The sequence below is a fragment of the Desemzia sp. AGC72 genome (assembly GCF_057334175.1).
Genome location: NZ_JBHFIG010000018.1, coordinates 12110 through 37346, shown reverse-complemented (window position 1 = coordinate 37346; position 25237 = coordinate 12110). Strand labels below are relative to the sequence as shown.

At 39.5% G+C, this 25237-nt stretch carries 23 protein-coding genes and 1 riboswitch; of the genes, 18 read left to right on the top strand and 5 right to left on the bottom strand.

All coding sequences use genetic code 11. The features are described from left to right. Window positions 1-3 precede the first annotated feature (3 nt). The gene (locus ACE025_RS07755; protein WP_485939096.1) at window positions 4-543 is read left to right on the top strand and encodes a GNAT family N-acetyltransferase; all 540 of its coding nucleotides are present in this window, start codon (window positions 4-6) and stop codon (window positions 541-543) included. A 401-nt stretch (window positions 544-944) separates the two neighbouring features. Here ACE025_RS07755 and ACE025_RS07750 read toward each other — a convergent pair whose 3' ends face one another. After that, window positions 945-1253, bottom strand: coding sequence for a hypothetical protein (locus tag ACE025_RS07750; RefSeq protein WP_485939094.1), 309 nt, complete (start codon window positions 1251-1253; stop codon window positions 945-947). A 408-nt stretch (window positions 1254-1661) separates the two neighbouring features. Here ACE025_RS07750 and ACE025_RS07745 point away from each other — a divergent pair, with 408 nt between their 5' ends. The 3 genes from ACE025_RS07745 (at window position 1662) to ACE025_RS07735 (ending at window position 4624) form a co-directional block, all read left to right on the top strand. Further along, on the top strand, window positions 1662-3458 hold the full coding sequence (locus ACE025_RS07745; RefSeq protein WP_485939092.1) for a purple acid phosphatase family protein: 1797 nt from the start codon (window positions 1662-1664) through the stop codon (window positions 3456-3458). Window positions 3459-3606: 148 nt separating this feature from the next. Then, entirely contained in the window at window positions 3607-4215 is a 609-nt protein-coding gene (locus tag ACE025_RS07740; protein WP_485939090.1) for a DUF1819 family protein, read from the top strand. 25 nt (window positions 4216-4240) lie between these two features. Continuing rightward, window positions 4241-4624: an iron chaperone gene (locus tag ACE025_RS07735; RefSeq protein ID WP_485939088.1), complete on the top strand. Its 384-nt coding sequence runs from the start codon at window positions 4241-4243 to the stop codon at window positions 4622-4624. A 73-nt stretch (window positions 4625-4697) separates the two neighbouring features. Here the strand turns inward: ACE025_RS07735 and nrdG are convergent, their stop codons facing one another. Together nrdG and nrdD are read right to left on the bottom strand one after the other, a co-directional pair. Further along, window positions 4698-5249 carry an anaerobic ribonucleoside-triphosphate reductase activating protein gene (nrdG, locus tag ACE025_RS07730; protein WP_485939239.1) on the bottom strand — a complete coding sequence of 184 codons (552 nt, stop codon included), beginning with the start codon at window positions 5247-5249 and terminating at the stop codon, window positions 4698-4700. Further along, entirely contained in the window at window positions 5242-7425 is a 2184-nt protein-coding gene (gene nrdD, locus ACE025_RS07725) for an anaerobic ribonucleoside-triphosphate reductase (protein ID WP_485939086.1), read from the bottom strand. The genes nrdG and nrdD overlap by 8 nt, the downstream gene beginning before the upstream one ends. A 217-nt stretch (window positions 7426-7642) precedes the next feature. Further along, window positions 7643-7788, top strand: a riboswitch (Lysine riboswitch). A gap of 100 nt (window positions 7789-7888) precedes the next feature. Here nrdD and ACE025_RS07720 point away from each other — a divergent pair. From ACE025_RS07720 to ACE025_RS07655, 14 genes are all read left to right on the top strand, one after another. Next, window positions 7889-8860 (top strand): diaminopimelate dehydrogenase, encoded by a 972-nt coding sequence (locus tag ACE025_RS07720; protein ID WP_485939084.1) that lies wholly within the window; start codon window positions 7889-7891, stop codon window positions 8858-8860. Window positions 8861-8936: 76 nt separating this feature from the next. Beyond that, a complete protein-coding gene (locus ACE025_RS07715; protein WP_485939082.1) occupies window positions 8937-9359 on the top strand; it encodes a GNAT family N-acetyltransferase in 423 nt (140 codons plus the stop codon). A gap of 194 nt (window positions 9360-9553) precedes the next feature. Then, a complete protein-coding gene (locus tag ACE025_RS07710) occupies window positions 9554-10387 on the top strand; it encodes a squalene/phytoene synthase family protein (protein ID WP_485939080.1) in 834 nt (277 codons plus the stop codon). Between the two features lie 242 nt (window positions 10388-10629). Continuing rightward, a complete protein-coding gene (gene fadE / locus ACE025_RS07705; protein ID WP_485939238.1) occupies window positions 10630-11835 on the top strand; it encodes an acyl-CoA dehydrogenase FadE in 1206 nt (401 codons plus the stop codon). 190 nt (window positions 11836-12025) lie between these two features. Next, window positions 12026-13609, top strand: a complete 1584-nt coding sequence (locus tag ACE025_RS07700; protein WP_485939078.1) for an acyl CoA:acetate/3-ketoacid CoA transferase — start codon at window positions 12026-12028, stop codon at window positions 13607-13609. 139 nt (window positions 13610-13748) lie between these two features. Next, window positions 13749-14651, top strand: coding sequence for a LysR family transcriptional regulator (locus ACE025_RS07695; RefSeq protein ID WP_485939076.1), 903 nt, complete (start codon window positions 13749-13751; stop codon window positions 14649-14651). A 298-nt stretch (window positions 14652-14949) separates the two neighbouring features. Further along, window positions 14950-16131, top strand: coding sequence for an acetyl-CoA C-acetyltransferase (locus ACE025_RS07690; RefSeq protein WP_485939074.1), 1182 nt, complete (start codon window positions 14950-14952; stop codon window positions 16129-16131). 28 nt (window positions 16132-16159) lie between these two features. Then, complete coding sequence (locus ACE025_RS07685) at window positions 16160-17305, top strand: acyl-CoA dehydrogenase family protein (RefSeq protein ID WP_485939072.1); 1146 nt, start codon at window positions 16160-16162, stop codon at window positions 17303-17305. Window positions 17306-17307: 2 nt separating this feature from the next. Next, a complete protein-coding gene (locus tag ACE025_RS07680) occupies window positions 17308-18159 on the top strand; it encodes a 3-hydroxybutyryl-CoA dehydrogenase (RefSeq protein ID WP_485939070.1) in 852 nt (283 codons plus the stop codon). Between the two features lie 12 nt (window positions 18160-18171). Further along, window positions 18172-18957: an enoyl-CoA hydratase-related protein gene (locus tag ACE025_RS07675; RefSeq protein WP_485939068.1), complete on the top strand. Its 786-nt coding sequence runs from the start codon at window positions 18172-18174 to the stop codon at window positions 18955-18957. Between the two features lie 43 nt (window positions 18958-19000). Then, window positions 19001-20323 (top strand): acetyl-CoA hydrolase/transferase family protein, encoded by a 1323-nt coding sequence (locus ACE025_RS07670; RefSeq protein WP_485939066.1) that lies wholly within the window; start codon window positions 19001-19003, stop codon window positions 20321-20323. Window positions 20324-20482: 159 nt separating this feature from the next. Then, complete coding sequence (locus ACE025_RS07665; protein WP_485939064.1) at window positions 20483-21658, top strand: SulP family inorganic anion transporter; 1176 nt, start codon at window positions 20483-20485, stop codon at window positions 21656-21658. 216 nt (window positions 21659-21874) lie between these two features. Beyond that, on the top strand, window positions 21875-22360 hold the full coding sequence (locus ACE025_RS07660; protein ID WP_485939062.1) for an SRPBCC domain-containing protein: 486 nt from the start codon (window positions 21875-21877) through the stop codon (window positions 22358-22360). Window positions 22361-22385: 25 nt separating this feature from the next. Then, the gene (locus tag ACE025_RS07655) at window positions 22386-23126 is read left to right on the top strand and encodes an NAD-dependent protein deacylase (RefSeq protein WP_485939060.1); all 741 of its coding nucleotides are present in this window, start codon (window positions 22386-22388) and stop codon (window positions 23124-23126) included. 90 nt (window positions 23127-23216) lie between these two features. Here the strand turns inward: ACE025_RS07655 and ACE025_RS07650 are convergent, their stop codons facing one another. Beyond that, entirely contained in the window at window positions 23217-23819 is a 603-nt protein-coding gene (locus tag ACE025_RS07650) for a hypothetical protein (protein WP_485939058.1), read from the bottom strand. A 436-nt stretch (window positions 23820-24255) separates the two neighbouring features. Continuing rightward, on the bottom strand, window positions 24256-25224 hold the full coding sequence (locus ACE025_RS07645; RefSeq protein ID WP_485939056.1) for an NAD-dependent epimerase/dehydratase family protein: 969 nt from the start codon (window positions 25222-25224) through the stop codon (window positions 24256-24258). Between the last annotated feature and the right edge of the window lie 13 nt (window positions 25225-25237).

The window sequence follows — 25237 nt, the reverse complement described above, 5'->3', positions numbered from 1 at the left end:
GAGATGACCGATCAACTAGTTATTCGCCCGGTTGAACGAAGCGATTTGTTTCGATTGTGGGAATTGAGTTTTAAAGAAGAATCGCCGGAGTGGAAGAAGTGGGATGCCCCCTATTTCCCTCATCGAGCTATGGATTATGAAACCTTTTTGCCCAAAGGAGAAAAATGGATCCACCAAGACGATTTTTGGGTCGTTGAAATGGACGGTGAAGTCATTGGAATCGTCTCTTACTACTGGGAAGATAAAACGTCACTGTGGTTGGAAATGGGGATTGTCTTGTATTCAGGAAATCGTTGGTGCAAAGGAATAGGGACAGATGTCCTAAGAGCTTGGATGAACCACCTGTTCACAACGATGCCTTTGGTCCGCGTCGGATTTACCACATGGTCCGGAAATAAACGCATGATCCGAGTAGGAGAAAAATTAGGAATGCAAATGGAAGCCCGCATCCGAAAAGTCCGCTACTATAACGGAGAATACTACGATTCCATCCGAATGGGTATTTTACGTGAAGAGTGGGAAGAATTCACGAATAAAGCGTAAAGACTGCTCCTTGAGCAGTCTTTTTTATGTAGGTTTTAATAGAGTAATAGGCTTTTATGGTTTTTCGTCCATGAGCGGTGTAAATTTGATGTTCATGGCCGAATCAGAGAGGGGGATCGGCCATGGTGCGATAGATTTCCACGCTCATGGCTTTTTGTATTTTAAATTTGGTCATGAGGTGGACGAACGCCGGGCCCATGACCGTAAAAGAGTAAGAAGGAAATAATTACTGCTTAAATGTATCTTTTGGTATGTAGATTTTTATAAAGTAATCATATTTTCAGAATTTTCGGTCATGAAGCAATCAATTTCCTCGCTCATGGCTGCCTAAACTTTAAATTTGGCCATGACGATGATAATTAGTGTACCCATGGCTGATATGAGGAAAGACAAAGCCGATTTTACAAAGCCAGCAACAGGACTATGACAAAAAAGAACAAAAACAAAGATAAATATTTGCCTAATGTAGCCCCTAAATCATATTTGAACTTATAACCTAGGATCATAGATGGTATGTAGAAAACAACGGAATAAATGAATGTATAATGGATGCCCATATTACCGTTCGACCATGAATCCAGACCTATAAAGTTTAATATAGTATCTCCAAAAGCCGCTCGATTGCCAAATGAAAAAGAGAACAATACACCAGCTAAAAACAGCGCTAAAGAAAGCGAGCCAATCCCAATTTGTTTATGTCTTTTGACCAAATGACTTCCTCCTTAATGAAGAGTTGTTTATAAAAAAACGTGTTATTTATTTATAGTTTAACACACTTATTCTGCTGAATTGACAATGTGGAAAAATAAATTCGGCCATGAGCGGTGTAAATTCGAGGTCCATGGCCTCATCAGAAAGGGTGCTCGGCCATGAAGCGATAGCTTCCCTCGGTCATGGCTTTTTATATTTTAAATCCGTCCATGAGGTGGACGAACTCTCGGCTCATGGACGAAAATTGCCTCCAAGAAACCAAACTCACCGCAATCAAGTTTCATTTGTAAAGACGTTTACTCAACTTTCACAGGGACTTTGCAGGAAATATACATTCATTGTATAAAATGAATGCATAAGCTCAACTGATGGGGGCTTAATGGAATCTTAGTTTGGGAGGAAAGATAATGACGACAAATAGAAAGTACAAAAAAATTTCTACGCCAAAAATCGCTGCAATGGTGTTGCTTGCACCTATGGTCTTATTTGGGTGCGATGCAAATACAGCTTCGCAAACCGACGAAGCGACTGCAACTGCCCAAGAGTCAACCGCATCAAATACGGAGTTGCTGGATACAAAACCAGAAGTAGCAGAGGTGGAAGTAAATAATGTACCCAATAGGATCATTACCACAATCAATGGAGATACCCAAACGCAAATGGGGTTCAATTGGTACACAACCAACCAATTCGATGACGCGAAAGTATGGGTCAGTACTGCTGAAGATCTGAGTAATGCACTAGTTTTTGAAGCAGAGAGTAAAGAAGCGACGAACCGCTATGCTGAACGAACAGAAGACGGATTTTATATTTATGCAGATGTGGAAAAAGATGAAGAAGGAAATCCCGTTGAAGATGAAAATGGGCAACCGATTGTGAACGGCTATTATACGGATGAGAATCAAAGCGGACCTGAATGGACAAGCGGAGATGCAGTGGGGTCGCTTGATTTGGTCGATGTGACGGAATATTCCTATAAAGCTTTAGCAACGGAATTGGAACCCAATACGACTTATTACTATCAAGTAGGAAGCGAAACTGGCGAAAAGAGTGAGATTGGAACTTTCAACACAGCTGGAGAAGCTGGGGATGAGTTTACGTTTATTCAATACACAGATACTCAAAACGCCTATTGGAACGAGAATGTGCAGAATGAAGCTGCATATGGTGCAGATACATTGGAACAAGCTTTAGAAGTGTCAGAAGCGGATTTTGTCCTGCATACAGGTGATGTGGTCGAGACAGCTGAAGTGGAAGATGAATGGTTGGATATCTTTTCTCAATCACAAGAATCTTGGATGCAGCAGCCGTTAGCTGTAGCACCTGGAAACCATGACGAGTATGCATTAGAATATGGTGATCCTCAATTGACAGAGAAATTTAATGAGCATATCAATGTCCCTGTGGCCAATGACAAAGTAAACGGCGGTTCGTATTACTCATTTGACTACAACGGGGTTCACTTCGTGGTTGCAAATACCAATGACAATAAAGAATCCGAGGACAATCCAGAAGGAAAAGCTATTGGAGAAGAACAGTTGGCTTGGATTGAAGAAGACATCAAAAAAGCTCGTGAAGACGGTGCGCAATGGGTCATCTTGACATATCATAAGCCGCTATACTCTAAATCTTACCATTCTTTACAAGATGAAGACGTTCAAAAAGTCAGAGAAGAATTTATGCAAATGATTGATGAATTAGATGTCGACTTGGCTTTGCAAGGGCATGACCATGTGGTGTCTAGAACGAAATCATTGAATTTTGTGGCTACGGAAGAAAATTTCTCTAATGCAACGATCGATCAAGCAGAAGTAGTGTTGGATGAAAATAACGTAGAGTACTACAAAAATCCTTCAGGGACAGTATTTGTTTTGCCAAATACTGGTGGGACAAAGGCTTATGACGATATTTACAATAAACCTCTAGAGCACATTCATAAAGTCAGACCTGATTTAAAATGGATGACACAAGAAAATGTCGATTACTATAACAATTTATTTGCTTATGGAAATCAACCTCAAAAAGAAGGGGTATTTGCTAATTCGCACTCCAACAACCGAGATTCTACTATTCAAAACTTTGCGGTTTATAATGTAGAAGGAAATGAATTGAAAGTTGAAATCTACCAAGTATTTGGCGACTTGGAGGAAGATGAAGAACGTGCGATTGAAAAAGTGCATGAGTTTGGAATTGTGAAAGAATAAAAGTAAAAAGGTCTTATAAAAACAAGATAGTGTCGCTCTATCTTGTTTTTTTTGCTCAAAAGTGAGGTTTAATAAATAGTTCTTACCTGTTGTCTTTGAAAATAAATGGTATACTTAGCCTAGACAATTCAAGGAGAAGAGTGAGGATATGGCGGCTAAAAAGTACTTAACCACGTTAAATACACGATCATTTTTATATGAGGAGACCAAACAAGTAGCTTCCCTATTGCATCAAGGGAAAAGATATGATGAAATAGCTGAACTTATTTGGGAGAAGAACCTTTTTCAACTGACCAGTGAAGATAGAGCGAACCGATTTTACAGCGAAATCCAAAAAAGATTGGAAGAATTGGACATTTACTTATTCAATCAATTTTTAGCAACGGATATACCGACCAGCAAGGCGATATTGTTCTATGCTTTATTAAAAAAGGATCAGCTATTTTACGAATGGATGCGTGAAGTGGTGTGGGTCAAATTTTTAGTGCTGGATTGGCAAATCAGCAGAGAAGAGACTGAAGCCTTTTTCGAATTGAAAGCGATGCAAAATAAAACCGTAGCTAGTTGGACTTCAGAAACTAAAAGTTTGTTGATCGACTCTTACCACCGTGTACTGCATGAAGTCGACATGGCAAATGTAGTGGAGGATGTTCTTCAATTGCAGCGATTGGCGATCAACGAAGACATCCGTACTTATTTGATCGAGAGAAAAGAAATCGAAATAGTAGAAGTGATGCTGGGAGAATTGATAGGATAGGACTCGAACAGTAAGGAGGGGAAACATGGCAATATCTGAAGAAAATAGAACTGCAGTAGATGACTACATTCAGACATTCCCTGAGGATGTGCAGAAAATTCTGTACCGTATCCGTTCGATCATAAAAGAGGAAGCTCCAGAAGCGCAAGAAAAAATGAGTTACCGTATGGCCACGTACATTTTGAATGGATTTATTTTAGTCCATTTTGCAGGCTTTAAACACCATGTTGGCTTTTATCCGACACCTACGACGATTACACATTTTAAAGACAAAATCCAAGGGTACAAATATAGCAGAAATACGATTCAGTTTTCTTTCCAACAGCCGATTCCTTATGATTTAATTCGTGAGATCGTCAGATATCGAGTCGAACAAAATGCGAAAAATACAGAAGGAGAGGAAATTTAGTGAAAATTTCTTTTTCGATAAACAAAAACGGACTGTCATATAACAGTCCGTTTTTGTTTATCCATTTACGACATTATTGTCCAGGTTTCCACAACACAACTTCCCCAGCTTCAATGGATTCCGGAACAGCGATAATTCGCTGATTGGAACTGCCGCGAAAAGCCAGCGTCAAATCTTTTAAACCCAATTCAAAGCGGCCATCTACGACCACATCTAAATACTTCAGCAATTCTTTTTTGTCTGCTGTACCTTCCATCAATTCGTCCCATGTATAACCGGTCCAACTCCATATATCTTTTTGATCTTGAAATTCTTCTCGAACTCTGCGGCACAAAGATAAAGTGACATCGGTATTTAAAAAGGGTTCTCCGCCCAACAAGGTCAAACCTTGGCAGTATTCAGCGCGCAAGTCCTCAATGATTTGATTTTCCAGTTCTCTTGTATACGGTCTGCCGTAAGTAAACGACTGGGCTACTTTGTTATAGCACCCTTTGCAAGCAAATAAACACCCGCTGACGTATAAGCTGCAACGTACTCCTTCACCATCTACAAAATTATACGGTTTATAGTCGGCAATGTAGTTCCGGCTGTAAGCAGCAGACGTCCATTCAATCGGGTTATGCATTTTCGTCACGACCTTTCAAGTGTTTGACTCGTGATCGGATTTCTTTATGACGTCCTGCTACCATAGGACGTTGTTGTGGATTCCCAAGGTAACCGCATGTCCGTTTGACGACATCACATTCAGCCGGATCATGATTACCGCAAACAGGGCATTTAAAGCCAACTTCTGTGGGTTCAAATTCGCCTTTGAAATCACATTTGTAGCAATGATCAATCGGAGTGTTGGTACCAAGATAGCCCACTCGATCATACGCATAATCCCAGACTGCTTCCAAAGCTTTGGGATTGGTGTCCAGTTTCGGGTATTCACAGTAGTGGATAAAGCCTCCAGAACAAAACTGCGGATAGTCTTTTTCAAAATCCAGCTTTTCAAAAGGAGTAGGATTTTTCCGGACATCATAATGGAAACTATTCGTATAATAACCTTTATCAGTAATATCAGGAATCTCTCCAAATTTTTCTGTATCCAGACGACAAAAACGATCTGTCAGACTTTCACTCGGAGTAGAATACACACTAAAGTGATAGCCGTATTCGTCTCCCCATTGATCAGCGGCATTTTTTAATTGTTTAACAATATCTAGTGTAAATTCTTTTGCATCTGGATTCGTTTCCCAAGCATTCCCATAAAAAGAAGCTGCGACTTCATATAATCCGATATAGCCGAGTGAAACAGTTGCTCGTTTATGAGCAAACAAAGACGCTACAGATTCACCGGGAGCTAACCGTTCTCCAAAAGCTCCATGTTGGTAAAGGATCGGCGCATTTTCGGGAAGAGCATCTTCTACACGTTTAGCTTTAAAAACGAGTGCCTCTTTTGCTACAGCCAATCGGGAACGGAAAATGGCCCAAAAAAGAGTGAAGTCTCCATTTGCTTCTAAAGCGATTCGAGGCAAGTTCAACGTCACTACGCCCAAATTCATACGTCCAGCTGTAATATCTTGTCCTTGCTCATTCTTCCATCCTTGCAAGAAAGAGCGGCAACCCATCGGAGCCTTGAAGCTTCCAGTCAGTTCAACGATTTTATCGTAACTCAAAACATCTGGATACATTCGTTTAGTAGAGCATTCTAAGGCTAACTGTTTGATATCGTAGTTAGGGTCGCTTGGGCTTAAGTTCAATCCGCGTTTTAACGTAAAGATCAGTTTTGGGAAAATGGCTGTCCGTTTTTCTTTTCCTAAGCCTTGGATTCGAATCTGAAGAATTGCTTTTTGGATTTCCCTTTCGAACCAATTCGTTCCTAAACCAAAACCAATACTGGTAAAAGGTGTTTGGCCTTGAGAAGTATAAAGCGTGTTGATTTCATATTCCAAACTTTGCATAGCGTCATAAATGTCTTTTTGAGTTCGTTCTGTTACATAAGCTTGTTTTTTTTCAGGGTCTGAGATCCATTTGTCAGCTTCTGATTGATGCTTTTGATGATTGAGTTGTGCGTAAGGAGCCAACACTTCATCAATCCGGTCAAAGCTGCAGCCGCCATATTGACTGGAAGCCACATTTGCAATGATCTGAGCCGTTTGAGCAGCTGCAGTCTGGATAGAACGAGGACTTTCTACTTCAGCATTCCCAATTTTGAACCCTTCAGCAAACATATTCTCAAAGTCGATCAAGCAGCAGTTGCTTAAAGGAGAATATGGCGTGTAGTCCAAATCATGATAGTGGATCTCCCCTTTTTCGTGAGCATTGGCAACCGATTTAGGCAATAAACGAATGCCGATTGTTTTCGCCACTATTCCGGCAGTCAAATCCCGCTGAGTGTTGAAAACATTGCTATCTTTATTGGCATTCTCATTGACTACTGTCTTATCTTTCGCAATCAATTTAGTGATCATATAATCGATATCCCGATTTTGCTGGCGAGCACGTTGTTTACTCGTTTGAAATTCTTGGTAATATGCTAGGATCGTTTGATAGTTTTTTAAAGTTAGAACTTTTTTCACAATATTATCTAAATAAAGTGCTGAAATGACTTCCTCTTCCTCTATATGAAGAGAGTTTTCTATTTCATCAAGCAAATCATGAGCATTAAAATCTGATAGTTCTGTTATATCTGCAGAATGAGCTGCTTTTAAGAGAGAATGCGCCAACTTAGAAGGTTGATAGGGTTCTAGATGGCCATCGTTCTTTTGAACGGTCAAAGGTTTATACGTGAGAGTGTTTTTTTGAAGTGATGACATATGACTTCCTGCTTTCTATATGATCTATCATTTATTTTACCGCTAAAAAAATAAATAACAACTAAAAAAACACCATATGTACAACTTTTTTAATTACTTAAGTACTACATGTTGTGTTTTAGTAAGTAGCTGCCGGTTATCACTTTCCGCTCTATAGGAATGAGTTGATTTCTAAATAATCGTATGTTAGGGTGAAGAAAATTATACAGAATAGTCGATATAAGATAGAGGTCGCGGTTGTAAAGAGTAGCTTGTCGAAAGGTGCAATCGCCGAAATGCTGGAAAGCATTGGGATCGTATTAAATAAGTATGGTACTGTCAACTTTGAGATGCCCAGCTCAAATGCGAAGAACTGCTTATATTGAGGGTAGAAGGAGAAAATCATGGCTGCCTTTTGCTCATGATTTTCTTGTTTATTTCCATGAACAACTATTCAATAAGGGACTTGGAAAGGGGAAACACGATGGCAATCAAAATTGGTATTGTAGGATATGGTAATTTAGGAAAAGGGGTTGAGGCTGAGTTGACCTTGAACCCGGATATGGAACTGACAGGTGTCTTCACACGAAGAGATCCTGCACAAGTGCCAAGCAATGCAGCAGTTTATCATTTGGATGAAATCGCGGATTTTAAAGATAAGATCGATGTGTTGATTTTATGCGGAGGATCAAAGTCGGATATTCCTTTTCAAGCTCCTGTTCTGCAACAGAATTTTCACACGGTAAACAGCTACGACAATCATACTGAAATACCGGCTCACTTCGACATTATCAATGAAACAGCACTAAAAAGTCAGACAGTAGGAGTGATTGCAACTGGTTGGGATCCTGGTTTGTTTTCACTGAATCGATTGGTAGCGGAATCTGTATTGCCTAAAGGAGAAACGTATACGTTCTGGGGCAAAGGAGTCAGCCAAGGTCACAGCGACGCTATCAGACGAGTAGCTGGTGTTAAATTAGGCGTTCAATATACTCTTCCCAATGATGATTTGATCACTGAAATCAAAAAGGGGAAGGAAGTTTCTTACACAAAAACCTCTTCTCATAAACGAGTATGCTATGTTGTACCTGAAGAGGGTGCAGATAAAGAAGCCATCACAAAAGATATTCAAACGATGAAAGATTACTTTGCAGAATATGAATCAGAAGTTCATTTTATTGATGAAGCAGAGTTCTATCAGCAGCATACAGGTATGCGGCATGGCGGACGTGTGATTCGTCGAGGGTATACGGATGAGGAGAATATGGCAGTTTATGAATTCAGTTTAGATCTGGACAGCAATCCTCAATTCACGGCAGCAGCTGCTATTGCTTATGCTCGAGCAGCAAATCGTTTAGCACAAGAAAAACAATTTGGCGCAAAAACGGTTTTTGATATCGCACCAGCGTACCTCTCTCCAAAATCAGGAGCAGAGTTGCGAAAAGAATTGCTCTAAGGAGGGCTTAGATGACGCTGCTGTATGAAATATTCGACTGATTTTTAAGAAAAATAAAATCAGAGGAGAAAACAACATGACAATTATCTTTAAAGAGAACCAACATCTGCCTGAAAAAGCCGTTCATGCTTTATACGATTCAGTGGGGTGGTCCGCGTATACGAAAGACATGGAAAAACTGTTAAGAGGAATCCAAAATTCTTTTACAATCACCGCGTACAAAGAACAGGAATTGATTGGATTAGCCAGATACATCACTGATGGAGAAACGATTTTATTTGTGCAAGATCTACTAGTGAGGCCAAATTTTCAACGGCAAGGAATTGGTGGAGAGCTGCTAGATCGAGTACTTAATAAACATCCTGGTATCAATCAAAACCTGCTTTTAACAGATCGAACAGAAACTACTATTTCTTTCTACAAACGCCAGGGATTTAAAATTGCAGAGGATCTGGAAGCAGCCGCTTTTGTAAAAGACCGAAGATATAAAGATCTATAAAAAACAGTAACATCAAAAGCAGAATCCTAAGAATAAGAGTTTCTGCTTTTTGACGTTGTTGATAAAAATTAAATTTAAAGCTAACATACTACTCTTTATCATTCGGCATATTCTTCTTTTCTTCTTATTTATTTCTTTAGTATTTAGAAAAGTTCTTATACAATAGAAATAAGAACATTCAGGAGGAGAAACGCATGAAGAAAAATGAACAGTTTCCTAAAGAAGCTATGCGTGTTTTGAAGGAAACAAGCCGAACTTTTTATATTCCGATTACCTTTTTGAAAAGCGATTTGAAATATTCTGTGGCCTCTGCGTATTTAGTGATGCGTGCGATAGATGAAATCGAAGATCATGAACTGATTTCAAACGATATGAAATACGATTTGTTGATGCAAGTGAGTGAACTCATTAAGCGACCATTTACTGAAGAAGCGTATCTCCGTATTATTGAACCGGTAAGAGAACAATTGCCTGAAGTTTCTCTGCGCTTGTACGATTGGGTGCAAGCCTGTCCCGAAGGATCTCGACCAATGATGATGGAGATAAGCAGCGAAATGGCATTTGGTATGGCCAAATGGGCGAAGAAAAATTGGCAAGTAAAGACTAAAGAAGATCTGGATGACTATACGTATTATGTGGCTGGTATCGTAGGAGTTTACTTGTCTAAGTTGTGGTATTGGTCATACGGTCAAGAAACAGACTTTGAATTGGCGATCGGGTTCGGACGAGGACTTCAAGCAGTCAATATTTTGCGCAATCAAAAAGAAGACAGTGAAGAACGGGGCGTCAGTTTTGTTCCAGACGGCTGGTCTAGAGATCAATTATTTGCATATGCAGAAGATAATTTAGAAAAAGCAGATGCTTATGTTGCTACACTGAATGAAAAAAGCACGATCATGTTTTGCCGTCTGCCTTTGGAATTTGCACACAAGAGTTTGAATGCAATGAAAAAAGGGCGAGAAAAAATGTCTCGGGAAGAAGTGGAACAAACGGTAAAAGAAGTGAAAATGGAAGTTGATTCTAAATAAAATAAATATCTTATACAACTCTTCAGGTTTTTAAACCTGGAGAGTTTTTTATTGAAGCTGCATCAAATTAAAGTACTTTCAGTTCAGCTTATAGGTTCTATAATTTTCCATAAGTAGACGGTTTCAATAAAAGTGAGGTAAAGTATGCCTGTAAGCGGTTTACAAAAAGTGTAAAAGTGTAATGTGAAAAAACCAATACTATTAAAGCCAACTTAAAGGAGAATGACCTTATGGAAGCAACATTGAATACAGAATCAGTAGACTTGAAAAGCTTTTATCCAACAGACTTATACGAATATTCAAGTGATTTAACTGAAGGTGAAATTGCAGTATTAAAAGAACTTAGAGAGTCTTTAGAAAAAAATGCTCGTCCGACATTGATCGAATACACTGAAAAAGCAGAATTCCCATTCCATGCCTGGAATGAATTGACAAAAGTTCGTTTCATGGATGATCCAAGACTTTTTGAAGGTCGCGACAATGATTTGAAACCAAGCGAATTGTACAACGTATTCCGTTATTTCGAATTGGCAAAAATGGACCCTTCATTTGCGACTCTTTATACAGTACACGGTGGATTATTCTACGCAACGTTATTGTATGGTGGTACTGAAGAGCAGATCCAACGTTGGGCTCCAAAAGTAAAATCATTTGAGAACTTGACTTGTTTTGGTTTGACTGAGCCATTGCACGGTTCAGATATTGCGGGCGGATTGTCTACAAGCGCACGTAAAGAAGGCGATACTTGGATCTTGAACGGAGAAAAACGTTGGATCGGCGGAGCTAAAAATGCTGATGAGATCGCGATTTTTGCTCGTGATGAAGCAGATGGAAAAGTAAAAGCTTTTGTTGTCCCTGGTAATGCTGAAGGATTGACAGTAGAAAACATCAAAAACAAAATTTCATTGCGTATGGTTCCTAATGGCCACATCACATTGAAAGATGTAAAAGTAACTGAGGACCGTCGTTTGCAAAACGTTAACTCTTTTAAAGATGTAGCAGGTATCTTGCGTACAACTCGTGCAGATATTTCTCACTTGGCTACTGGATTAGCAGCAGGTGCTTTTGAAGCAGCATTGCGTTATGTAAAAGAACGTGAGCAATTTGGTAAAAACTTAGGTTCATTCCAATTGGTTCAAGAAAAATTATCAATCATGCAAGCAAACGTAACAGCATGTCTAGCTTACTCTGTTCGTTTGGCACAAATGCAAGAAAAAGGAAACTATGTTGAAGTGAACTCTTCTATGGCAAAAATGCACAATGCATTACGTATGCGTGAAACAGTGGCATTAGCTCGTGAAGTTGTCGGCGGAAACGGAATTACCTTAGACACAGATGTAGCACGTTTCTTCGTAGACGCTGAAGCAATCTATTCTTATGAAGGTACACATGAAATCAACGCGTTAATTGTAGGAAGACATTTGACTGGACAAAGTGCGTTTGTATAGCCAGTAAAACTTACTCATTAAGCGTATTGAGCTAATAGAATTTCGCGATAAATCTATTCCCCTTTGGATCATTTTGAACGTACTCAATAAATATCAAAGACTCTTATCCTCAAGAAATAATGGCAGAACACTTCAAGCTGCCGGGATAAGAGTCTTTTTGTCTAAAAATAACAGAAAAGAAGGAGAAATAATGGTAAAAATCATTACAGCAAAAGAAGCAGCCGATAAAATAAACGATCACGATACTCTCGCAGTTACTTCTGTCAATTTAGGAAGCTTTCCAGAAGAATTAGTTGCTGCAATCAAAGAACGCTTTCTATCATCGCAAAAACCTGAACAATTAACGTTATTGGCCTCTACAGGTATGGGAGATTCTACACCTGGAAGAGGCATGGATCATTTCGCTCAAGAAGGATTGGTCAAAAGAGTGATCACAGCATTTTGTGCGCAGTCTCCGATGATATCGGAATGGATGGCTAAAGGAAAAGTAGAAGGGTATTTATTGCCTCAAGGGGAGATCCTTCAACTTTACCGTGCAGCAGCCAATCATTATCCTGGAGTTTTTTCCAAGATAGGATTGCACACTTTTGTAGATCCGCGTTTACAAGGCGGAAAAGTCAATGCAAATACTACGGAGGACCTTGTCGGATTGATTGAGATCGAAGGAGAAGAATACTTGCACTACAAACCGATTCCAGTTTCAGTCGGATTGATTCGAGGAACATACGCCGATACGAATGGAAATATTGTTGTAACTCAAGAATCGAATATTATGGAGTTGTTTTCAGTCAGTGCGGCAGCACATAATAGCGGCGGGATCGTTATGGCTCAAGTCAAAAAGGTAGTTGAAGCGGGTTCATTGGATCCCAAAAGTATCATTGTTCCAGGTGCATTAGTGGATTACATCATTGTAAATGAGAATTCTGAGTATCATAAACAAACGTCCAGTACTCAGTATGATCCAAGTATTTCTGGGGAGTTCAAAACAGTTCAAGATCATCAAAATAACATGCCGCTTACCGTTAGAAAAATTATTGCACGCCGAGCAGCGCAATTGTTAGATCCTGGATCAACAGTCAACTTAGGAGTTGGAATGGCAGATGGAGTGGCACATATTGTTTATGAAGAAGGATGCAGTGATGAAATTACACTAACCATAGACACAGGAATATTTGGCGGGAAATCAGCGTTAGGTTCCGACTTTGGAACAGCTTATAATCCTGAAGCGATCATTTCTCATGAAAATATGTTTGATTACTATAACGGCGGCGGATTGGATACGGCTTTTTTAGGACTGGCACAAGTAGATAAACAAGGCAACGTAAATGTTTCTAAATTTGGTCCGAAAGTTACTGGACCGGGCGGATTCATCAACATCACTCAAACCACTCCAAAACTGGTCTTTATGGGAACCATGGTTGTAGGAGCAGAGTATGCGATTGAAGACAACCGTTTAAAAATACTCAAAGAAGGCCGCTCGAACAAATTTGTGGATCAAGTAGAACAAATCACTTTTTCTGGAAAATACGGCAGTACATCAGGACAAGAAATTTATTTTGTTACAGAACGAGGTGTTTTTGATATTGATGCTGGGAAGCTGAGACTGATTGAAATCGCTCCTGGATTAGAAGTTGAGAAAGACATCCAACGGCACATTGCTTTTGATTTAGTGGTTTCTCCACAATTAAAAGAAATGGATAGTGCATTGTTTCAAGACAAATGGGGCAAATTGAAAGAAATCCTGGAAGCAAAGAGAACACTTAAGCTGCGATAAAGTATAGGAGTAAGTAATCTTTATTAAAGAGTGCTTACTTTTATATTGTTTTTATGAATGCGGTTTAATTTTTAACCTATAAGATGGTATAATAGCTTCAAACCAGTTTGCTGGTTAACTGAAACAAGGAGAGTCACCAATGGATATTACACAAATGAACTATTTTATTACAATAGTTGAATGCGGTTGCAATTTATCTCTGGCAGCCAAGAGGATTCATATTTCTCAATCTGCCCTAAGCCAGTTTATTACAAACTTTGAACGTGATGAAGAAATCGAATTATTTGTCCGCAGTAATGGGCGGTTAGAAGAACTGACAGCTAGTGGTAAAAAAGTCTATGCTTATGCTTTGAAAATCGTTAAAATGCATGAAGAAATGCAGGAAACGGTCAGAAAAGAATCGGCTAAGCAAAAAGGGACGATACGTATTGGTTTGCCCTCACTAGTCTTGACTGTTTTGTTCTCTAATTTCTTTTCGCGCTTTATCGTAGAAAATCCAGATGTCAAAATTGAGATCATTGAAGAAGGATCGCACGAATTGAGACGCATGCTGTTGAAAAAAGATTTAGACTATGTCGTGTTGGTAGCGCCTACTGATTTAGATCCCAAATCATTTGAAGAGCATATCATTCAGATCGATGAGTACACAGCCTTTATGGATCCAAACCATCCTTTGGCTAAAGAAGAGACAATCCAATGGAAGTGCTTGGACCCCTATCAAGTAGGAACATTTAGAGCTTCTTTTGTGACGAATCAATTGGTCAAACAAAAGTTGGAGGAAAAGAAATCGAGTGCTCAAGTCACAATAACTTCTGCTTCTTGGGATTTTTTAGTAGAAACAACGAGCCATTCAGATGTCGTTGCTGTTTTGCCTTCACCAATTAAACGGTACTTGAATAACGATAATGTAGTAATGAAACATTTTGAAGATCCCATTCCATTCAACGTCTTACTTTGTCGACCGATCAAAAATACGTATTCACCAGTAGAAACCTATGTCCACGAATCTATGTTGAGTTATTTTTATCAGCCTATCGATTAAAATCATTGTTTTCACGTAAACTTTGTGTGGATACAAACAAGCTGTAAACCTTTACTATTGAACACCTTCTGTAAAGAAGGTGTTTTTTTGTTGTGTAATTTGTGAAAAAAGCGCTTTAACTATTAACTCAACTTATAGATTGTCTCATAATTGCTTTGTGGACGGTTGATAGGAATGTTGTTAACCTTGCATTGTAAACGTTTTACATTAATTCAAACTTACACTTGCATTTAAAAACATACACTTTACATTTTTAGTCTAACTACCGCTTATAACAAATTAATTGGAGGAATACAACATGCATGAAGCAGTCATTGTAGAAGCACTACGTACACCGATCGGATCTTTTGGAGGCGCTCTTAAAGATGTTACCGCTGTTGAGCTTGGAACGATCGTGGTTAAGAAAGCGATGGAAAATATCAATCTAGACCCTAACTTAGTAGATGAGCTGATTTTTGGAAACGTTCTAAGTGCAGGACTTGGACAAAACGTTGCTCGTCAAGTTGCTGTAAAAGCTGGAATCCCGAAAAGTTCACCATCATACGCGATCAACAAAGTATGTGGATCAGGTCTGAAAACAGTTGCACTTGCTGCTCAATCGATTATGCTAGGCGACAATGATGTAGTTATCGCTGGTGGAACAGAAAGTATGAGCCAATCACCATACGTTTTGAAAGACGCTCGTTGGGGCAAACGCATGGGGGACAGTAAAATCGTTGATACAATGCTTAAAGACGGATTGATGGATGCTTTCAGCGATATCCACATGGGAGTCACTGCTGAAAATATCGTTGAAGAATATGGATTTACAAGAGAGCAGCAAGATGAACTAGCTGTTCGCAGTCAAAACAATGCAGAAAAAGCGATTCAATCAGGACGCTTTAAAGATGAGATCGTACCAGTAGAAGTTCCACAACGCAAAGGAGATCCTAAAGTTGTCGATACGGATGAGCATCCTCGCTTTGGAACAACTATGGAAGGAATGAGCAAATTAAAACCGGCTTTCAAAAAAGACGGCGGATCTGTAACAGCAGGGAACTCATCTGGTTTGAATGACGGAGCTGCAGCTATCATCATCATGAGCCGTGAAAAAGCAGAAGAATTAGGTCTTGAGCCGTTAGCAACAATCAAATCTTATGCAAGTGCAGGTGTAGAACCAAGAATCATGGGATGCGGACCTATTCCGGCAACACAAAAAGCCCTTGAAAAAGCGAACTTGAAACCTTCAGATCTAGACTTGATTGAAGCAAATGAAGCATTTGCTGCTCAAGCATTGAGTGTTATCACTGACCTAGACTTTAATACTGATATTGTGAACGTTAACGGTGGAGCTATTGCCCTTGGACACCCTATCGGAGCAAGTGGAGCACGTGTATTGGTTACATTGTTACATGAAATGAAAAAACGTGATTCTAAATATGGTTTAGCTACCTTATGTATCGGCGGCGGACAAGGAATCTCACTTATTGTAGAAAGATAATCGGTAAACGATTTAAGGAGGAAGCATCATGGCAACACGTTCCATTGAGGACATCATAGAGAGAGTAGCGGTCTATGCGAAATCAGAAGTTAGAGGAAAGGCAAAAGAGTACGATGAAAATGAACAATTCCCTCAAGAAACCTTTGATTATTTATCTGACTTGGGCGTGTTGCGCATCCCCTTTAATAGACAGTATGGAGGACTTGAAGGAACCTTCAGCGATAGTTTAAAAGTCGTACAAGTTGTTTCTCGAGAATGCACATCTACGGGCAGTGTGCTGCTGACCCAAATATCTTTTGGGATCACACCTATCCACCAATATGGAACAGCGGAACAGAAACAACGTTACCTTCCTGCTTTATTGAGCGGAGAAATGTTGGGTGCATTTGCTATGAACGAACTGGAATCTGGAAGCGATATCCATAAAATGGAGACGATTGCTGTCGAAAAAGAGACTCACTGGGAATTAAATGGATCTAAGAATTATATATCTCATGCTGGAAAAGCTGGTGTCTATTCAGTTGTTTCTCGGACTCTTTCGCTAGGTGGAGAAGAAGGATACGGGATCTTTTTGGTAGAAGCAGGAATGCCAGGGTTTACAGTCGGTCCTCAAGAAGAAAAAATGGGTATTCGAGGCATGCCGGTAGCTAGTTTAGGATTCGATCGAGTTGAAGTTCCTAAAGAAATGGTATTGGGAGGCAGTCCTGGCGGAATAGAACAATGCTGTGCTATCAAAGACTACAATAAGTTGTTTGTGGCCGCACAAAGCATTGGTATTGCAGAAGGAGTTTTTGAACGTGCATTGACGTACATGCAAAAAGATCGCCGCTTTGGTCAGCGATTGATTGATTTGCCGACCAACCAACACAAAATGGCCGATGCGTACACAGAGATTTGTGCAGCTAGAGCGTTATTGGGACAAGTGAACGAACATCGATCTGAAGAGGCAAGAATGTACGCAATGATCAAGTTGAAAGCTTCCTCAACAGCTGTAGAAACAGCCGAAATGGCTATGCAACTGACAGGCGGATATGGATACATGCGAGACAACGACATCGAAAGATTTGTCAGAGATGCTCAACTGACTAGGTTTTACGGTGGGGGAAGCGATGCTCAAAGATGTATCGTATCTCAACCATGGATAGCGACAAACAAACAAAGAAACGAGGAATAAAGATGGAAATCAAAAAAATTATGGTAGTCGGATCAGGCCAAATGGGAAGTGGAATCGCACAAGTTATGGCTCAAAACGGCTATGATGTCATCTTGAATGACATCAAAGAAGAATTTGTTCAAAAAGGTTTGGAAAAAATCACGAAACAACTGGACCGTGATGTTCAAAAAGAACGCCGAACAGAAGAAGAGAAACAAGAGATTTTAAACCGCTTCACGTTATCCACAGATTATAAAGATGCGGCTGACGTTCAATTAGTCATCGAAGCAGCAACAGAAAACAAAAAAATCAAGTTGGATATTTTCAAGCAATTAGGAGAAATCGCTCCAGCTGAAACGATCTTGGCTAGTAACACTTCTTCTTTATCAATCACAGAAATCGCTCGTGCAACTAACCGTCCAGACAAAGTAATCGGAATGCATTTCTTCAATCCAGTTCCAGTTATGAAACTGGTAGAAGTGAACCGTGCGTTGACAACGAGTAAAGAAACAGCTGACATTATCCAGGAATTGAGTCGTAAAGTCGGTAAAACGGCTATTGATGTAAAAGATTCTCCAGGATTTGCTGTAAACCGTATCTTGATCCCGATGATCAATGAAGCAATCTTTACTGTATACGAAGGCGTAGCATCTGCAGAAGAAGTGGATGAAGCAATGAAACTGGGTGCCAACCACCCAATGGGACCAATCGCATTAGCTGATTATATTGGGTTGGATGTATGTCTAGCAATCATGGAAGTCTTGTATGAAGGATTCAATGATCCAAAATACCGTCCATGTCCATTATTAAAGAAATACGTAGAAGCAGGAAGATTAGGAAAGAAAACGGGTCAAGGTTTTTACACTTACTCATAAGGAGGATCACGGATGCTAGAATACAATACACTTCTTTTAGAGAAGAAAAATGGAATTGGGACATTAACAATCAATCGTCCAAAAAACTTGAATGCATTGAATAAGGAAGTTCTTGAAGAATTGACTCAAGTATTGAAAGACGTCGAAAAAGAAGAAGATATCCACGTATTGATCATAACTGGTGCTGGCGAAAAAGCTTTTGTTGCCGGAGCAGATATCAAAGAAATGAAGGATAAAAATGCTATTGAAGGCCGCGACTTTTCGACACTTGGCAATATGGCATTCAGTCAATTAGAAAACTTGCGCCAACCAACTATTGCAGCGGTTAATGGATTTGCACTAGGCGGAGGATGCGAATTAGCTATGGCTTGCGACATTCGTATCGGCAGCGTGAATGCGAAATTTGGACAACCAGAAGTCGGATTAGGAATTACTCCTGGATTCGGCGGAACACAACGATTAAGCCGTTTAGTGGGCTTAGCTAAAGCGAAAGAATTAATCTACACAGCTAAAACAATCAATGCCAATGAAGCAATGAGTATTGGATTGTTGAACCAGCTTGTTGAAGCAGCGGATTTAGTAGCAGAAGCTGAAAAAATGGCACAAGCTATTATGAAACAATCACCACTAGCAGTAGAAGCCAGCAAAAAAGTGATCAACCGAGGATATGAAATGGACTTGATTCATGGATTAGAAATGGAAGCTGAAATGTTCGGAGCTTTATTTGCTACAGAAGATCAAAAAGAAGGTATGACGGCTTTTACAGAAAAAAGAAAAGCTGCTTTCCAACGAAAATAGGTATTTGCCAATAGCTCTTTATAAATGAAGTGGGGGAACCATTATGACAATTACTGACTACAAAAAACTATATCAAGAAAAATTAACAACTCCTGAGAAAGCTGTCCAATTAGTAGAACCTGGGGAAGAGATCGTGTTTCCGATCAACCCGGGCGAACCGCCGGCACTATTGAAAGCGTTACCCGAGAACAAGGATTTAGAAGGAAATTACTTACACCGTATGCTGCCAAGTTCTGGTCCATTAGATTTACCATCCAACAAACTAAAACAAGTATCGATTTTCTTATCGGGTGCTGACCGCAAGTATTACCAAGCAGGGTTTGTCGATTTCTTGCCCAACCATTTTTCTGACATCCCTTCGTTGCTGTTGAAACGTTCTGCTCATCCTGTTATCATGGCAACTGTTTCGCCGATGGATGAAAATGGAAACTTCTCTCTAGGAACCAGCCCTTCTTACGTGGCTCCATTGATTGAACATGCAAAAACGATCATTTTAGAGGTGAACGAAAACATGCCTCGTACTTTTGGCAAGAAGAACAATATCCACATCAGCCAAGTAGCGGCATTAGTAGAAAATACAGTCGATTTACCAGAATTACCGACACCTCAATTGAAAGAAAAAGACTTGGCTATCGGGAAAATCATTGCAGATACCGTGAAAGACGGAGATACTGTTCAAATCGGTTTCGGGTCTATGCCGAATGCGGTTATGGAATACTTGATGGATAAGAAAGATTTAGGCGTATACAGCGAAATGCTTCCAGATAAAATCGTTGATTTGTACGAAAAAGGGGTTGTCACTAACAAAAACAATCCAGCTTATCCAAATAAAACCGTTTCTACCTTTGCGATTGGTTCTAAAAAATTATATGAATTCATGAACAACAATGAAGACATCTTGATGCTTCCGTGTGACGAAACAAATAGCTTATTGAACATTGCTAAAGTGGACAATTTAGTTTCAATCAACTCTTCTGTTGAAGTGGATTTTTACGGACAATGCAATTCTGAATCGGTTCAAGGAAAACTATATTCTTCTACAGGAGGACAAGCTGATTTCACTAAAGGTGTGCGTTTGACGAAAGATGGACGAGGAATCATTTGCTTGTATTCTACAGCGAAAAATGACGAAATCTCTACTATCGTTCCGGAATTAGCTCATGGATCAATCGTCTCAACATCAAAAAATGATGTCGATACCGTAGTAACAGAGTATGGAAAAGCTGAATTGATCGGGAAGACTTTTGGTGAAAGAGCAGAGGCATTGATCAATGTCGCTCATCCAAAATTCCGTGATGAATTGCGTCGAAGAGCGATTGAAAAGAACTTGATCGTAGAAGACGAGAAAGAACCTGTTTTACAATAAATACAGATGAAAAACTTCCAGCCCCTATTGCTGGAAGTTTTTTTTCGAACTTGGTCATTTTTAGATATTTAAAATAAAACGACCTTCGATCCAACAATGTGGTATGATATTTTATTGTGAGCTTATTAAGGAATGGTTATTTCTAGAAGGAAGGTATTTATGCAACAATATAAAAAAGAATGGTTTGGAAATATCAAGGGAGATATTTTAGCAGGAATCGTTGTCTGTCTAGCTTTATTTCCTGAGGTCGTTGGGTTTATGATTGTAGCAGGTGTAGAACCTATTGTTGGGATCTACGCTACATTTTTTATTACAGCAGCTGCTGCTTTTTTTGGAGCACGTACGGGATTGATATCCGCCGCAGCCGGATCGGTTGCATTAGTTCTAGCCAATTTGGTCGCGGAACATGGAGTGAATTACTTATTTGCCGCTACTATTTTAGCCGGAGTGATTCAAGTTGTACTGGGAGCAGCTAAAGTAGGTAAGATAATGCGATATATTCCTCAACCTGTCATGTTGGGGTTTGTTAATGGTTTAGGAATCATGATGTTTTTATCTCAAGTAGATCATTTTAAAGGTAATCTTATGTTACTGTTGCTTGGAGCACTCGGTATCGCCATTATTTTCTTGATGCCTAAAGTAACGAAAAAAGTCCCTGCACCTATTATTTCTATTGTCGTAATCACGATGATTGTATTGGTCTTGGATTTAAACGTGCAAATGCTGGGAGACTTAGGCAAGATATCCAGTGAGTTGCCTTCGTTCGGTATTCCGAAAGTTCCAATGAATGTCGAAACGTTAAAAATCATTTTCCCGACAGCTCTTTCCGTGGCGATCGTTGGACTATTGGAATCTTTACTGACCGCACAATTAGTGGATGAATCGACTAATACACCGAGTGATAAAAACCAGGAATCGATCAGTCAAGGTATCGGAAATATGCTTTCTGGATTTTTTGGCGGAATCGCCGGCTGCGGAATGATTGGTCAAACCGTCATCAATATCAGTTATGGCGGAATTGGTCGACTAGCTACATTTCTGTCCGGATTTTTCATGTTGACATCAGTGGTGTTGTTGAATGGAATAGTGGTGCAGATTCCAATCATTGCTTTAGCGGCTGTGATGGTGGTAGTTTCTTATGAGACGATTGATTGGAGCTCAGTTAGACAGTTGACCACTATGCCTAAAAAAGAGAGTTTAGTTATGCTGCTGACAGTCGCAATTGTTGTATTTACACATAATCTAGCTTACGGAGTAGTAGCAGGGACTTTGGTTAGTGTGGTTCTAGCCAACATTCAATCGAATTCTATGTACGCAAAAGAAGATATAAATTAAAGAATTTTATGCAAAATAAATAGACAAAAAAGCAGTATAACTTTCAATAAGGAAAGATTTATACTGCTTTTTTGTGCTGTAATAAAGCGGAGCCGTAGTATGCTTTAATACAAATTACAAAGAGCTGCATGTTATACTAATAGAAGATAAAAATATCGAACAACAGGTCTAATTTTTGTTGGAGTTAAGGAACGGCTAGGAATGGAGGACATTCTTATGAGTCAGTTAAACGAAAGAAGAACGGATAGAGTTTCGAAAGAAATCGCTGCTTCTCCAAGCACAATTTATCAAGCGATTTTAAATCCTGATGCTTTAGTTTCTTGGTTGCCGCCCGAGGGGATGAGGGGAGAGATAGAGGTATATGAACCGTGGGAAGGCGGGGAATTTCAAATCTCACTAACCTATTTAGACCCGGAATACTCTCAAGCTGGAAAAACAGAAGGCAATAAAGATGTCAGTCAAGGGACTTTCACGAAATTGATAAAAGACAAACAAGTAGTTACTGAAGCAGCTTTTGAATCAGATGATCTAACGCTAAGAGAGACCATGAAAATGACGTGGAATTTAGACACTGCACCTTCAGGTACTAAAGTAGAAATTGTTGCTGAGAACATACCATCCTCTATTGATGAGAAGGATCATATTGAAGGTTTGACATCGTCGTTAACCAACTTAGCCGCTTATATTTCAAAAAATCAGTAAACAAAATAATAGAAAAGGTGATACTTTGAATCAATCAGTCAATCAAGTCGCACAGTGGATACAAGAAGCAGAAAGAATCGTTGCTTTTACCGGAGCAGGCATCAGTACGGAAAGCGGTATTCCAGATTTTCGTTCAGCAGGCGGTTTTTTTGACCAATTATCTGGAAAACGGTACAGCGGTGAAGAAGCGTTGAGTTTGCCTTTTTTTAATCGATATCCTGAATTGTTTTTTGAAAACTATCGCACGACTTTGGATTTTCCAGGCGCTAAACCAAATTTCGGGCATCAATTTTTCCGTTTATTGGAAGAAAAAGGCAAACAAGTCAGTATCGTCACTCAGAATATTGATCATTTGCATGAAGCAGCAGGCAGCTCAGTTGTCTATCCTTTGCATGGCGACGCAACAAAGTGGAAATCAGTCAAAACAAATAAACCTGTCTCCGCTTATGAAGTTCAGTGGGACGAAAAGGGAATAGCAATAGATAGTAAAGGAGACAGGCTCCGACCAGATATCGTTTTGTATGGGGATCAATTGGATGAGAAGGTTGTCGACGGCGCAATCAAAGCAATACAAAAAGCAGAAGTGCTGATAGTCATTGGAACGAGTCTTAATGTGATGCCGGCAGCTTATTTCATTGAAGAATTTCGTGGTCGACATTCGGTGTTGATCAACAGAACAGAGGTAGCTCAAATGGATCGATTTGATTTGGCAATCAAAGAGAAAAGCGGAGAATTTTTAAATAAAGTATGGCAAGAACTAAAATAAGCTTTTCAGAGTAAACTGCTAAAAAACTTTCTTCCCTTTAAGGAAAGAAAGTTTTTTATGTTTAGTTTATTGTATTAAAGAATACAAATATTAATATTTTTTCTTCGGATGACGGTCGACAGGTTCTGGATATTTAGCCAACAGTTCTTTTCCGGCAGGAGTGATCTCAAAACCTCTGATAGAAAAGTGGGGACTGATTTGTTCTTCCATCAATTCTGCTTTAGCAAGTTCCATAAGACCTTCCTTATTTAGTTTAGAATAGCCTTTCAAACCAAACTGTTTAAGGATCGCTTTTAATTGAGCAGCATTCAAATAAGGCAAAGATGCCATTGCTGATAATTGGTTAGCGTAACCTTTATCGATCAATTCTTGTAAAGCTTGGTCCGCATTGATTCCATAATCGTATTCAAAATATTTTGGATAACCGCTGATGGTAGTGAACGTTCCGAAATTAATGCGCCATAGCAAAATCAGGTGTCCTGGAAGCACATTTTCTTCAAACCGGATCATGTTTCTCTTTGGAACCAAGTTTTCTGAACCGATGTTTACTAGATTTACCCATTCATGGAGATTACGTTGCGGTGAAATGTAAGGAACTTCCGAATGATTTTCGTACAAAACGAAGACGTTTTTTACGTCAGGATCATTCAAGTCTAGATGACTATTTTGCTTTTCAATATTATTGGTATTCATTGCAAGGACTCCTTTGATAACTATATTTACCTTCGTTTCTATTTTGGAAGATGAAAGAAGAGAAGTCAAAGGATATCTAGAGAATATACGTATCAAACAAATTTAAGATAAGGGCATAATAAAAAGATGCAGGACCTCTTAAACAAAGGACTTCATCTTTTTATACTCTTCACGAAGGTCTAACCACCTTACTCCACGCTCTAAACGCGTTGCGTAAGGCAACTCGTCTATCACTTTCCAAAAATAAAAATTAGGGAAAAGCGCCCTAAGTTTCATTTTCGTGAAGTGTACGCCGAGCTGAACGCCTTACTCCACGCTCTAAACGCGTTGCGTAAACCAGCCCTTCTATGGTTTCACTTCCTCTTTTGTTGGGAAAAGCACCCCACAAAAAGAGGAGAGTGAAACCTACGAAGGTCTAACCGGTTTACTCCACGCTCTAAACGCAGGCAGCTAGGGTTTCTTTGATGGATTGGATGACGTCGTGTTCTTTGATGCCTAGGACAGACATGGTATCTGCAGGGACCAGGTATAGATCTTCTGTTTGGAGTTTAGAACTGACTACCATATGCATTCCGTGTTCTAATCCTTTTTCAGCCGCTTTTCTGTCGATGTCTTCATAAACAGATTTCATTTGATCGTATTCTACTACAGGAACTTGAGTGGTTTCTGTTTGACCTAATGCATCTACCATCATTTGGAAGAAGTCTTGGAATTTCATATTTAACGCTGAAATAGCATAAGCATGACGATGTTTTCCGTTCTCCATTGCTCCAACAGCCGCTTCAGCAACTTGTTCTACAGTCACCATAGCAGTACCTCCTTTTAGGACTGGGTAAACTGGTCTTCCTTTTAACTGATCTGTGTACATTTTCCATAAAGGCGCTCTGCCTGGCATCGTTCCAAAAATGTACGGCAAGCGTAATGAAGTAACTGTCATGCTGCCTTCGCCTTCAGCAAATGCTACTTGTTCTTGCAATAGTCGGTTGTTTGGATAAGCTTGCTCTCTCAAGTTATATTCCGGCATGCGTTCAGCAAATTCAGCAAAGTAAGAGCCGAAAACGACAAATTTTTTCACGCCTGCTTCTTTAGCTAAACGTGCCAAACGTTGAGTAGGAAGAACATTAGCTTCGTAGAAGAATTTCATTGCAGGTTTTTGAGGAACAATACGCTCGTCAGCTCCTGCAGCATAAATAAAACCTTCACAATCGCTTAATAAGTCACGAATTTCTTCATCAGATAACTCGTTGATATTTCCAAGGCTGCATTCTACCTCAGCTGGCAATAAATCTTCTGTTGGCATTGGAGGTAAAGCCATTGTTTTGACTTCGTAACCTTTTGACAATAATTCTCTGACTGTGTAGTAGCCTAAAAATCCTGTTCCACCTAAAATAAATACTTTTGACATTATAACCTCTCCT